12 protein-coding genes are annotated in these 12665 nt (G+C 64.1%); 1 reads left to right on the forward strand and 11 read right to left on the reverse strand.

Features of this window, described 5'->3' with window-relative positions:
• Nucleotides 1-21: 21 nt before the first annotated feature.
• From DPV79_RS31520 to rfbB, 8 genes are all read right to left on the reverse strand, one after another.
• Nucleotides 22-1326: a glycosyltransferase family 2 protein gene (locus DPV79_RS31520; RefSeq protein ID WP_059685678.1), complete on the reverse strand. Its 1305-nt coding sequence runs from the start codon at nt 1324-1326 to the stop codon at nt 22-24.
• Complete coding sequence (locus tag DPV79_RS31525) at nt 1313-2458, reverse strand: DegT/DnrJ/EryC1/StrS family aminotransferase (RefSeq protein ID WP_021161721.1); 1146 nt, start codon at nt 2456-2458, stop codon at nt 1313-1315. The genes DPV79_RS31520 and DPV79_RS31525 overlap by 14 nt, the downstream gene beginning before the upstream one ends.
• A 77-nt stretch (nt 2459-2535) precedes the next feature.
• Nucleotides 2536-3849: an ABC transporter ATP-binding protein gene (locus tag DPV79_RS31530; RefSeq protein ID WP_021161722.1), complete on the reverse strand. Its 1314-nt coding sequence runs from the start codon at nt 3847-3849 to the stop codon at nt 2536-2538.
• On the reverse strand, nt 3839-4645 hold the full coding sequence (locus DPV79_RS31535) for an ABC transporter permease (RefSeq protein ID WP_042976531.1): 807 nt from the start codon (nt 4643-4645) through the stop codon (nt 3839-3841). Before DPV79_RS31535 ends, DPV79_RS31530 begins: the two co-directional genes overlap by 11 nt.
• Before the next feature lie 76 nt (nt 4646-4721).
• Nucleotides 4722-5618 carry a dTDP-4-dehydrorhamnose reductase gene (gene rfbD, locus DPV79_RS31540; RefSeq protein ID WP_113047292.1) on the reverse strand — a complete coding sequence of 299 codons (897 nt, stop codon included), beginning with the start codon at nt 5616-5618 and terminating at the stop codon, nt 4722-4724.
• Nucleotides 5615-6163, reverse strand: coding sequence for a dTDP-4-dehydrorhamnose 3,5-epimerase (gene rfbC, locus DPV79_RS31545; RefSeq protein WP_021161725.1), 549 nt, complete (start codon nt 6161-6163; stop codon nt 5615-5617). The genes rfbD and rfbC overlap by 4 nt, the downstream gene beginning before the upstream one ends.
• Nucleotides 6148-7041, reverse strand: coding sequence for a glucose-1-phosphate thymidylyltransferase RfbA (rfbA, locus tag DPV79_RS31550; protein WP_021161726.1), 894 nt, complete (start codon nt 7039-7041; stop codon nt 6148-6150). Before rfbA ends, rfbC begins: the two co-directional genes overlap by 16 nt.
• 11 nt (nt 7042-7052) lie before the next feature.
• Nucleotides 7053-8114 carry a dTDP-glucose 4,6-dehydratase gene (gene rfbB / locus DPV79_RS31555; RefSeq protein WP_113047293.1) on the reverse strand — a complete coding sequence of 354 codons (1062 nt, stop codon included), beginning with the start codon at nt 8112-8114 and terminating at the stop codon, nt 7053-7055.
• 342 nt (nt 8115-8456) lie between these two features.
• On the opposite strand from rfbB, the gene DPV79_RS31560 reads away from it, so the two are divergent.
• Nucleotides 8457-9296, forward strand: a complete 840-nt coding sequence (locus tag DPV79_RS31560; protein WP_113047294.1) for a symmetrical bis(5'-nucleosyl)-tetraphosphatase — start codon at nt 8457-8459, stop codon at nt 9294-9296.
• Nucleotides 9297-9341: 45 nt separating this feature from the next.
• Here DPV79_RS31560 and DPV79_RS31565 read toward each other — a convergent pair whose 3' ends face one another.
• From DPV79_RS31565 to DPV79_RS31575, 3 genes are all read right to left on the reverse strand, one after another.
• Nucleotides 9342-10199, reverse strand: a complete 858-nt coding sequence (locus DPV79_RS31565) for a lysophospholipid acyltransferase family protein (protein WP_021161729.1) — start codon at nt 10197-10199, stop codon at nt 9342-9344.
• Between the two features lie 19 nt (nt 10200-10218).
• Entirely contained in the window at nt 10219-11508 is a 1290-nt protein-coding gene (locus tag DPV79_RS31570; RefSeq protein WP_113047295.1) for a dihydroorotase, read from the reverse strand.
• Between the two features lie 61 nt (nt 11509-11569).
• Entirely contained in the window at nt 11570-12601 is a 1032-nt protein-coding gene (locus DPV79_RS31575) for an aspartate carbamoyltransferase catalytic subunit (RefSeq protein ID WP_006476735.1), read from the reverse strand.
• Nucleotides 12602-12665: the final 64 nt, after the last annotated feature.

Consider the following 12665-nt stretch of genomic DNA (forward strand, 5'->3'; position numbering starts at 1 on the left):
CTTGAATCATTCGCTGATAGGCTATCGGCTCAGGCGCCGGTACAGATTATCCGCCTTGCCCCAGATGGTTCCCCTGACACGATCGAGTTCCGTCTGCGCGTCGGCCAGGCTGGCGGTGAGCCGCTCTTCCCGCTCGGCCGCGGCGCGCAGCGCCGCTTTCGCGTGTTCGAGTTCCGTGGCAATGTGCTCGCGCTCGATACGCGCCTGATCCAGTTCGGCAAGCGCGCGGTCACGTTCGCCGCGAATCATCAGTTGAAACGTCGCGGCGTCTTCGGGCGCATGCGCGCCCGCCGCCTGCGCTGAACCAGCGTACTCGCCCTCTAGCCGCGACAGGCGCTCTCGAACGGCGGCAAAAGCTTGCGGCGACCAGCCAGATGCGAGTCTCGTCACGAACGCGGTCAGTTCGCTGTTGAAGAACAGATGCGGCGGAATCCTGAACGTATCCTCGTGACGGTCGTACACGCGCAGCATCTCGATCAGTTCCAGAAACCGCCGCCAGTCGCCGTCGATTTCGAAGAAGCGCCCGACGAACGACTCCATGCTCTTGCGCAGCAAGTCGAAGCGCTCGATCCGCGCGAGGTAAGGATGCACGACACCGCCGGAGATGTCTGCATACTCCCACATCAGCGCATCGCGATTGCGGTGCGTGATGTTGCCGCCGTGCGCACGGTAAAGCAGGAGTGCGTCCTTCATCACATGAAATCGTGCACCGCCGGCGAGCGAACGCAACCAGAAATCCCAGTCCGGCGAGTAAGTCAGATCCTCCCGAAAAAAACCGATTCGATCGTGCATGGACTTCCTGACCAGCACGGTCGAATGGCACAGGTGGTTTTCCCACACCCAGCTGTCGGGCGCATTGAGGTCGAGATCCTGATTGAACCACGGCGCATAAAAGCATTTGTCGACGTCGACCGGCTGGCTCGACGCATCGATTTCCGCCATGAAGCTGCCGCAGATGTCGACATCCGGATGGGTGTCCATGAACGCGACCTGCGCCGCCAGCTTCTCGGGCACGAACACGTCGTCGGAATCCAGGCTCGCGATGAATTCACCGGATGCGAGACGCAGCGCCGTGTTGTACGCCGCGCACGCGCCCTGATTCCGCTCCTGACGCACCGCGCGAATCCGCGGGTCGTCGAACTGCTGGATGACCTCCCAGGAATCGTCGGTCGAGCAGTCGTCGACTATGATCAGCTCCCATGACGCGTACGTCTGGGACAGTACCGACCGAATCGTCTCCCCGATGAATCTGCCGTAGTTGTAAGACGTCGTGAGAACGCTGACACGCGGCCGCGATTCCCCGGTCGAATAATTATTGTTTGCCATTGCAGATGTATTGAATGATGTCGACGATGCGATTCGCGCCGTCCTCTCCGAGTTCGCCGTACAGCGGCAGCGCCAGCACTTCGCGGGACACGCGCGTCGCAACCGGCAGGCGGCCGGGATCAGCGCTCGGCAGGGCGCGATAGCAATTGTGCTCGCTGCAAAGCGGGTAGAAATAGCGCCGCGAAATCACGTTGAACTGCTTCAGCGTGTCGTACAGTTGGTCGCGCGACACGCCGCATGCCTGCGGATTCACGCGCACGATGAAGTACTGCATGCTATGGCCGACGTTCGGCGGCAGCCGGAAGCACGTGATGCCGGGAATCTCGTCCAGGCGGCTCAGATAGACCTGTGCCACGCGCTGCCGCGCGGCGTGCTCTGCATCGTAATGGGCGAGATTGACGAGCCCCAGTGCCGCCTGCACTTCGTTCATCTTGCCGTTGGTACCCGGCATGATGACTTCGGTTTCGTTCAAGATTCCAAAATTTTTCAGCAAATCGACGCGCCGCTTCGTCGCTTCGTCCGCCATCGCCAGCCCACCGCCCTCGGCCGAGTGAAACAGCTTCGTCGCATGGAAGCTGTACATCGTCGCGTCGCCGAACTCGGCGACCGGCTTGCCGTCGATTTCCGTACCGAACGCGTGCGCGCCGTCGTAGAGCACCTTGACGCCGTACTGCTCGCGGATCCGCTCGAACGCCTTCACGTCGCACGGCATCCCGTACACGTGCACGCCGAGCACGCCCGTCGTGCGCGGTGTGATCAGCGCTTCGGCCACGGCCGGATCGATGGTCAGCGTATCCTCGTCGATATCGCAGAACACCGGCGTCACGTTGTTCCAGTGCAGCACATGCGGCGTTGCGGGAAACGTGAACGGGGTCGTGATGACCTCACCGGCGAGCCGCAGCGCCTGGCAGGCGACGAGCAGCGCACTCGTCCCATTGTTGAACAGCGAGAAGTGGCGAGCGCCGAGCCGCTTCGCGAGCGCTGCCTCCAGCGCGACGTGCTTCGCACCGCCGTTGGTCAGCCACGCGCTGTCCCAGATGTCTTCCAGTTGCGATGTAAATTCGCCGAGCGGCGGCAACATCGGTCTCGTCACATAGATCGGATTGGCGAAACCATCCGGCTTCTGTCTCATAGGGCGCTCCTGATTGATTCCTCGTGCGAATCCGCACGCCGGCCCCGGCGCCGGATCCACTGCCGGCCAACGCTGCGTCAGGCCACCGTCTTCGACAACAGACGCGTCTGAACCTTGTTGTCGAAATGCACGGCGCCATACAGCGGCAGGTAGGTGCCGCGCGAGACATTGAACTGCACGGCGATCGGCACATGATCGCACGTGTCGACCTGGCCGATGCTCAGGTCAGTCGGCACCGAAGTCGCCGCACTGATACTGTAGTCACCTCCGCGCAGCGATACCTTGAACGTCCAGTCGACCACGTGGACTTCACCCGCGTGCAGGTCGTACAAATGCGCATGTTCGAGACCGGTGTCCGAGTACGCGATATCGAACCCGTTCTTGTCGCGCAGGTGATAGCCGAAAGCGAGCAGCGGCAGATCCTCCTCGATGCTCACGACCATTCTCAGCGTCACGGTGTCGCCGTACGTGACCTGGCGTGTCGCGCGGCCCTGTTCGTTCAGCAATTGCACGTTGACGAAGCTCGCGCGTCCATTACGGATCCGCTGGAACGCCGCCTGTTTCTGGAACTCGTCCGCACCATCGTTGAGGTCGGCATCGAGCTCGGCGATCTGCGCCGCGGGTGCATCGGCGTCCTCGATCACGTGCTGCTTCTTGCGGACGTAGGACGAGTAATACGACTCGATCACGTGGTCCGTCGAACCGACGGCCAGCATGTTGCCGTGATCGAGCAGGATCGCCCGGTCGCACAGCGCCTTCACCGAGCCCGGATCGTGGCTGACGAACAGCAGCGTCGTGCCGCGATCCATCAGCTTCTTCATCACTGCCATGCACTTCGCCTGAAACAGCGCGTCGCCGACCGACAGCGCTTCATCGACGATCAGGATGTCCGGGTTGACGTGGATCGCGACCGAGAACGCCAGACGCACGTACATACCCGACGAATAGGTTTTCAACGGCTGGTTGACGAAATCACCGATCTCGGAGAAATCGACGATCGCCGGATATTTCTCTTCCAGTTCCTCCTCGCTCATCCCGAGAATCTGGCCGTACAGCATCACGTTCTCGCGGCCGGTGAATTCGGGGTTGAAGCCCGACCCGAGTTCGAGCAGCGCGGCGACCTTGCCGTTCGTTTCGACGTTGCCGGCGCTCGGCGCGAGCGTCCCCGAGATCACCTGGAGCAGCGTGGACTTTCCGGAGCCGTTGTGACCGACGATCCCGACCGTTTCGCCCCGTGCGATGTCGAACGAAATGTCACGTAGCGCCCAGAACTCGCGGTAATACTGCTTGCGGGAGCCGAACAGCATCTGCAACAGGCGGGCGCGCGGGCTATCGTAAATATGAAAGACCTTGCTCAGATCCTTCACGCTGACTGCGAGATCAGAGGACATCTGCGAATCCTTTCCTCGTGCGATTAAACCATTGGTAGCCCAGCGCCGCGACACCGATACTGACGACCATCATCAACAACACACCGGTCCAGCTTGGCACGGTTCCAAAGATCACGACGTTTCGGCTTTGCTCGATGACGAACGCGAGCGGATTCATGCCGACGATACGCTGGTAATGGGCCGGCAGCGAGCTCACCGGATAGAACACCGGCGTGAGGAACATCAGCACCGTCGTGACGAGCCCGATCGACTGGCCGATGTCCTGGATGAATACGCCCAGCGAAGCGAGGAACCAGCAGACGCCGAGGGTAAACAGGATGAACGGCAGCACGATCAGCGGGAAATACAGGATCGTCGCATGCACGGGAAAACCCAGCACGACCATCGCGAGCACCAGCACGCAAAAGCTGATCCCGGCATGGAACAACGCGACGAGCAGCGCGACGACAGGCAGCACCTCGAGCGGGAACACGACCTTCTTCACGTAGTTCGCGTTACTGATGATGAGCGACGGCGCACGGTTCACCGCTTCCGAAAACACCTGAAACATGATCATCCCGACGAACAACACGACGGCGAATTCGGTCTTCGAATCGGAGCCGGTGTTCCAGCGCGCCTTGAAGATCACGCTGAACACGAACGTGTAGACGGTCAGCAGCAGCAGCGGGTTGAAGAACGACCAGAGCAGGCCGAGCACCGAGCCGCGATACCGGCCGACCACCTCGCGGCGCGCCATTTGGAGGATCAGGCGGCGATGCCGCCAGATAGGAAGTGATGGTTGGATGAGTTCCCGCATGACAATCTCTAGCTAAGCCATACCGCATACACGACGCGGCATGAATTGTGATGTGCGCCGCCCGAACCGGGCGGCATCAAGCATCGAACAGTTCCGCGAGGACGAGCGCAAGCCCGTCCAACCACTGCGGTCGATGCAATCCGAAACGCTCGTCGAACCGCGTGTTGTCGAGCACCGAAAAGGTCGGACGCGCGGTCTTCGCCGGATACTCGGTCGCGGGAATCGGCTTCACCTCCCGGATCGCCAGATCGATCTGTGGGGACAGTCTTCTGGCGCCGGCAAAAATGGCTTCGGCGAACGCGTGCCAGGTCGTCTCGCCCTGCGCCGTCATGTGGTACACGCCGCTCGTGAACGATCCCGCCCGACGCTCGGCAAGCGCTTTTGCCGCAGCGTGCGCGGTCAGATCGGCGATCATGCGCGCGCTCGTCGGCGCGCCGAACTGATCGCTGACGACGGACAGCGCCTCGCGATTCGCGCCCAGCCGGAGCATCGTGCGCAGGAAATTCTGCCCGCGCGAGGCGTACACCCATGACGTACGGAACACGAGCCAGTCTCCGCCGGCATCGGCGATGGCCTGTTCGCCTGCCAACTTGCTCGCGCCGTAGACGTTCAGCGGGCACACCGCGTCGCTTTCGACATACGGTGTCCGCTTGCTTCCGTCGAACACATAGTCAGTCGAGAAATGGATCAGCAATGCACCGCGCTCGCGTGCCGCCTGCGCGAGCGCGCCCACCGCATCGCGATTGACCGCGAACGCGGCTTCGGGCTCGTCCTCGGCACGATCCACAGCCGTATAGGCGGCCGCATTGACCACGAGATCGGGCGCGAGCGTGTCGACGTATGCGTCGACGGCAGCCGCGTCGCCAAGATCGACGACGTGGCGAGTCGCTGCGACCACCTCACCCAGCGGCTGCAGCGCGCGGACGAGCTCCCACCCGACCTGCCCGTTCGCCCCGGTCACGAGAATCCTCATGCGTAGGTCTCCAGATCCGCCAAAACGGTACCGGCGAGATCTTTCGGCGCGACCACCGGATCCCGGTCGAGCGGCCAGTCGATGGCGACCTGCGCATCATTCCACAGCAGCACGCGTTCGAATTCGGGGTACCAGAAATCGGTCGTCTTGTACTGAAACGTCGCTGTCTCGGACATCACCAGGAAGCCGTGCGCGAATCCGGCTGGCACCCACATCTGAAGGTGGTTTTCCGCGGACAGTACGCTGCCGACCCATTTTCCGAACGTCGGCGACGAACGGCGCAGGTCGACGGCAACGTCGAAAACTTCGCCTTCGACGACGCGGACCAGCTTGCCCTGCGCATGGCTGATCTGATAGTGCATCCCGCGAAGCACCGATTTACCGGAGCGCGACTCGTTGTCCTGAACAAACTCGACATCCGCAACCTGCTCTCGGAATTCCCGCTGATTGAAGCTCTCGAAGAAGTACCCGCGAGCATCGCCGAAGACCTTCGGCTCGATCAGCTTGACGTCTGGAATTGCCGTGGAAGTTACCGTGATTGCCATAGGATCTTGTCCGTCAGTAGGTTCTTCAGATATTGCCCGTACCCGTTCTTGGCGAGCGGCGCGGCGAGTTCCAAGAGGCGCTCGGCGTCGATCCAGCCCAGTCGGTATGCAATTTCCTCCGGACACGCGACCACGAGGCCCTGGCGCTTCTGCAAGGTCGCAATGAATGCCGCAGCCTCCATCAGCGAATCGTGCGTGCCCGTATCGAGCCACGCATAACCGCGCCCCATGATCTCCACCTGCAGCTTGCCCGCCGCGAGATAACGGGAATTGACGTCGGTGATTTCGAGTTCGCCGCGCGCCGACGGCTTGATGTCGGCCGCAATGTCGCACACATCGTTGTCGTAGAAATACAGACCGGTCACGGCGTAGCGCGAGCGCGGCTGAAGCGGCTTTTCCTCGATCGACAACGCGCGCATCTGGTCGTCGAATTCGACGATGCCGTAACGCTCCGGGTCCTGCACATGATAGGCAAACACGGTGGCGCTTTCGGCGCGCGCGTTGGCCGCGAGCAACTGCTTGGCGAGATCGTTGCCGTGGAATATGTTGTCGCCGAGCACGAGCGCGCTCGGATCGTTGCCGATGAAGTCCCGCCCAATGATGAACGCCTGCGCGAGCCCGTCCGGCGACGGCTGGACCGCGTACTGCAGGTTCATACCCCACTTCGAGCCATCGCCCAGCAACGCCTGGAAGCGCGGCGTGTCCGCTGGCGTCGAAATGACCAGCACGTCGCGAATGCCCGCGAGCATCAGCGTCGAAAGCGGGTAGTAAATCATCGGCTTGTCGTACACCGGGAGCAACTGCTTCGACACCGAGTAGGTAATCGGATACAGTCGCGTGCCCGAGCCGCCGGCGAGGATTATGCCTTTGCGTGCCATCGATCAAGCCCTCACGTGCGTTGCGCGTAATTGGTTTCGACCCACCTGCGGTAATCGCCCGACGCGACTTCGTCCACCCATGGCTGGTTCTCGAGGTACCAGCGTACGGTCTTCGCGAGCCCCGTCTCGAACGTCTCCGCGGGCTTCCAGCCGAGCTCGCGCTCGAGCTTGCGCGCATCGATCGCGTAACGGCGGTCGTGGCCCGGGCGGTCCTTCACATAGGTGATCTGCTCGCGATACGAACCCGCCGCCTTCGGCCGCGCCGCGTCGAGCAGATCGCACAGCGTATGCACGACATCGAGATTCTTCTTCTCGTTCCAGCCGCCGATGTTGTACGTCTCGCCCGGCACGCCGCGCGCAAGCACTTCGCGGATCGCGCTGCAGTGGTCGCCGACGTACAGCCAGTCGCGCACGTTCTGGCCATCGCCGTAGACCGGCAACGGCTTGCCCGCGAGTGCATTCGCGATCATCAGCGGAATCAGCTTCTCCGGAAACTGATACGGGCCGTAATTGTTCGAGCAATTCGTCGTGAGTGTCGGCAGGCCATACGTATGGTGATACGCACGCACCAGATGATCGGAACCAGCCTTCGTCGCCGAATAGGGGCTGTTCGGTGCGTACGGAGTCGTCTCCGAGAATTGCGGATCGGTCGCTGACAGCGATCCGAACACCTCGTCGGTCGACACGTGCAAGAAGCGGAATTCCACCTTCTCCACGTCGCTCAACCCGTTCCAGTGCGTGCGTGCCGCCTCGAGCAGCGTGAACGTGCCGACGACGTTGGTCTGCACGAAATCGGCCGGCCCGTGGATCGAGCGGTCGACGTGGCTTTCAGCGGCAAAGTGGATCACGGCCCGCGGCTTGTACTCGGCGAACAGCGCATCAAGTGCTGCGCGATCGCAAATGTCGACCCGGGCGAACACATGATCCGGGCTTCCGTCCAGTGGTGCCAGCGTCCGCAGGTTGCCTGCATAGGTCAGCTTGTCGACATTGAGCACGGCCTCAACAGAAGCAGCCATCCAATCGAGTACGAAATTGGCACCGATAAAACCCGCGCCGCCGGTAACCAGGATCATGAAGCTTCCTCTAGTAATAGTGTGCGGCGCGCCTGGCAGGCGCTCGTCGCACTTCTTGTCATGTCACAGTGGCCAAGTCTCGGCCGATCAGGCCCGGCATTTTAACCGGTCGCCATGACCGGCAAAGTCACGAGATGTTAATTTCGGAGCGAAAATGTCAATTATAGGAATCCAGTCGACGTCAATTCCACGCTGCTAACAACTTGATACAGCGCCCCGGCCCTTTGCGTCACGAAAAATCGCATGCCTCACTGACGGCCCGATGCGGAACGACCTTTGCATTACGCCTGTGTTTATGCGACTTTTTTCTCAGTTCACCCGATTCCTCACGATCCGACCCTCATGCATTCGACCCCCATCGCCATCGGCGACATCCAGGGCTGTCATTCCGCTCTCCAGTCGCTGCTCGACAAGCTGTCCCCACCTGCCGACACTCCGCTCTGGATCGCCGGCGACGTCGTCAACCGCGGGCCCGGCTCCCTTGCCGCCCTGCGCGCCGTTGTCGACCTCGACCCGCGCGCGACCGTCGTGCTCGGCAATCACGACCTCCACCTGCTTGCGGTCTCCGCCGGCCTGCGCACCGAGCGCCCGGGCGACACCATCGGCGAAATCCTCGACGCCCCCGACGCCGACGCGCTGCTCGATTGGGTCCGCCACCGCCCGTTCGTGCATGCGGAAAACGGAATGCTGCTCGTGCATGCGGGCGTGCTGCCGCAGTGGGACACCACGCTAGTGCTCGAACTCGCCGACGAACTCGAGCGCGCGCTGCGCGCGCCCGACTGGCGCGACACGCTGCAGCAGCTGTACGGCAACGAGCCGAATCAATGGAGTCCCAACCTGAAGAAACGCGACCGGATGCGCGTCGCGTTCAACGCATTCACGCGCGTGCGCTTCTGCACGCCCGACGGCGCGATGGAATTCAAGGCGAACGGCGGCCTCGACAGCGCGCCGCCCGGCTACCTGCCGTGGTTCGACGTCCCGGGGCGCCGCACGGAGGACGTGACGGTCGTGTTCGGGCACTGGGCCGCGCTCGGCCTGATGCTGCGCGAGAACGTCGTCGCGCTCGATTCGGGGTGTGTGTGGGGTAACCAGCTGTCGGCCGTACAGCTGACGGCCGATCCGGCGCAGCGCACGGTCACGCAGGTGCAGTGCGAAGCGTGCCGCTCACCGGGCGGAGAGTGACGAGAAACTGATTCGCGGGGCCGGAGGTGGATCGGCCCCAACGCGTCAGCCCTCTCGCCCCGGCACGGGCGCGTCGGCCGCCTCGTTGCGCGCCGCACCGGTGCCGACCTCGGTCGCCGGATACGCATGCTTCGCCAGTTCCGCGAGCGACTCGGCCGACGGCTTGCCGACCCTCTCCTGCAGCGTCGCGAGCGCGGCCGCGATCGCATCGCGCGCCGCGGCGGACGTCGCCCGCCGGTCGCCGCCCGGCGCGATCGGCTCGCACACGTAAAGATGCGCGACGATCGGGCCGCCGCGCAACACCATGTCGAGCGACTTGCCGAGCGCCAGCTCGCCCGTGTAGGCCGGCGCGACCGACTGCCGCCGCTGCGCGTCCTCGTACATCAGGCAGATCGGCTGCACCGCGCAGCCTGCCGATACCGCGGCCTGGAACAGGTTCGCATGGAACGGCAGCAGTTCCTGCCCGTCCGTCGTCGTGCCTTCCGGAAACACGCACATCAGCCCGCCGTTGCGCAGGCGCTCGGCCATTTCGTGCATGACCCGCATCGCCTCGGTGCGCTTCTCGCGCTGCAGAAACACGGTGTCGAGCTTCTCGGCGAGCCAGCCGACGACCGGCCATTGCCGCACTTCGGCCTTCGACACGAACGGCGTCGGCCGCCACGCGTTGATCGTGTAGATGTCGAGCCAGGACACGTGGTTGCCGACCACGAGCGCGCTCGCATCGAGCCGCGCGCCGTCGTTATGGACGACGAGGCGCATCCCGCAGATCCGCAGCAGCTTGAGCGACCAGCGCCGCGTCATCTCGGCACGCCGCGCGGGCGTGACGTGCGAAAAACGCAGCGCGACGATCGCCATGCCGCGCAACAGGTGAAAGACGAGACGCAGCTTGCGAAGGGCAATCATGGCGAAGGTCCGGCGTGGTTCAGGGGCGCTCGAACGCGATCTGTCCGGCGACGAGCGTCGCGCGCACGCAGGCGGGCAGTTCGTAGCCGAGGAACGGCGAGTTGTGGCCCTGGCTCTTCAGCGCACGCGGCTCGACACGCCAGTGTGCGCGCGGGTCGAACACGCACAGGTCGGCCGCGCCGCCTTCGGCGAGTCGGCCGGCCGGCAGCTGCAGCACGTCGGCCGGCGCCGACGTGATGCGGCGCAGCGCCTGCGCGAGCGGCGTACGCGTCTCGTCCGCCCACTTCAGCGTCAGCGACAGCAGCAGCTCGAGCCCCGTCGCGCCCGGCGTCGCTTCGCCGAACGGCAGCAGCTTCTCGTCGTCGTCGACCGGCGTGTGGTCGGAGCAGATCGCGTCGATCGTCCCGTCGGCGAGCGCCACGCGAATCGCTTCGCGATCGCGCTCGCTGCGCAGCGGCGGGTCGAGCCGGAACTGCGAATCGAAGTAGCCGATGTCGACATCGATCAGGTGCACGTGATTCACGCCGACGTCGCACGTCACGGGCAGCCCCTCGGCCTTCGCCGCGCGCACGAGTGCAAGGCCGGCCGCCGACGACAGCCGCGCGAGGTGCACGCGTGCGCCCGTCACGCGCATCAATTCGAAGATGGTGTGCAGCGCGATCGTCTCGGCCGCGACCGGCACGCCGGACAGCCCGAGCCGCGACGCAAGCGCGCCGCTCGCGGCAACGCCGCCACGGCCGATGAATGCGTCCTGCGGGCGCAGCCACGTGGTGTAGCCGTAGGTGCTCGCGTACTGCAGCGCACGCAGCAGCACCTGCGTGTCGCGCACCGGCACGTTGGCATGCGTGAAGCCGACGCAGCCGGACTCGGTCAGCGCGACCATCTCGGTGATCACTTCACCCTTGAGGCCGACCGTCAGCGCGCCGAGCGGATGCACGTTCGCCTGGTGGAGGTTGCGTGCGCGGAACTTGAGCATCTCGACGAGGCCCGGCTCGTCGAGCACGGGGTCGGTATCCGGCGGGCAAACGAGGGTCGTGACGCCGCCCGCGACGGCCGCGGCCATCTCGGACGCGAGCGTCGCCTTGTGCTCGTAGCCCGGCTCGCGCAGCCGCGCGCACAGGTCGACGAGGCCGGGCGCGACGATCAGGCCCGATGCGTCGATGGTCTTCTCGGCGTTGAAACCGGCCGGCGCGGCGGTGCCGGTGTCGGCAATCGCGGCGACCTTGCCGTCCGCGACGAAAACGTCGGCCTGCCGTTCGGTGCCGGCGACCGGGTCGATCAGCGTGCCGCCTTTGATATGAATCTTCATGCGCTGTCTGTGAATGCGTTGAATGCGTTGAGTGCCTGGATCAGGATGCGCGAAAGCGGGCTCAGTCGCTGTTGCCGGCGACGATGCCCATCACCGCCATCCGCACGGCGATGCCGAACGTGACCTGGTTGAGGATCACCGACTGCGGGCCGTCGGCGACCTGCGAATCGATCTCGACGCCGCGGTTCATCGGGCCGGGGTGCATCACGATCGCGTCGGGCGCGGCGAGCGCGAGGCGCTCGGGCGTCAGGCCCCAGGTCTTGAAGTACTCCTGCGCCGACGGCAGCAGCGCGCCGCTCATCCGCTCGTTCTGCAGGCGCAGCATGATGATCACGTCGACGCCCTTCAGCCCTTCGTCGAGGTTGTGGAACACCTTCACGCCCATCTGCTCGAGGCCGCCCGGCAGCAGCGTGCGCGGGCCGATCGCGCGCACTTCCGGCACGCCGAGCGTGGTGAGTGCGTGGATGTCGGAGCGCGCGACCCGCGAATGCAGGATGTCGCCGACGATCGCCACGCGCAGCTTCGTGAAGTCGCGCTTGTAGTGACGGATCGTGTACATGTCGAGCAGGCCCTGCGTCGGGTGCGCATGACGGCCGTCGCCTGCGTTGATCACGTGCACGTGCGGTGCGCAGTGTTCGGCGATCAGGTACGGCGCGCCGCTCGACGCATGACGCACGACGAACAGGTCGGCATGCATCGCCGACAGGTTGTTGATCGTGTCGAGCAGCGATTCGCCCTTGCTCGTCGACGACGCATTGATGTTCAGGTTCAGCACGTCGGCCGACAGGCGCGTCGCGGCGATCTCGAAGGTCGTGCGGGTACGCGTCGAGTTCTCGAAGAACAGGTTGAACACGGACTTGCCGCGCAGCAGCGGCACCTTCTTCACTTCACGGTCCGTCACGCTGACGAACTGCTCGGCCGTATCGAGGATGTGATTGACGATCGAGCGCGGCAGGCCCTCGATCGACAGCAGGTGCTTCAGCTCGCCGTTTTTCGTGAGCTGCGGATTGCCCTTCAGGAAGCCGTAGCGGAACCGGTCGGGGCTCGCGGCCGCGGCGGGATTGCCGGTGCGGCCAGTGGTGTCGGTGGTCATGGTGTGCGTGATTCCAACTATGCAAACGGGCCGCGGTGCAAACCAGCGGCCCGGGATACGGTTC

Origin of the sequence: Burkholderia reimsis, from assembly GCF_003294055.1 — a bacterium.
Lineage (GTDB): Bacteria > Pseudomonadota > Gammaproteobacteria > Burkholderiales > Burkholderiaceae > Burkholderia > Burkholderia cepacia.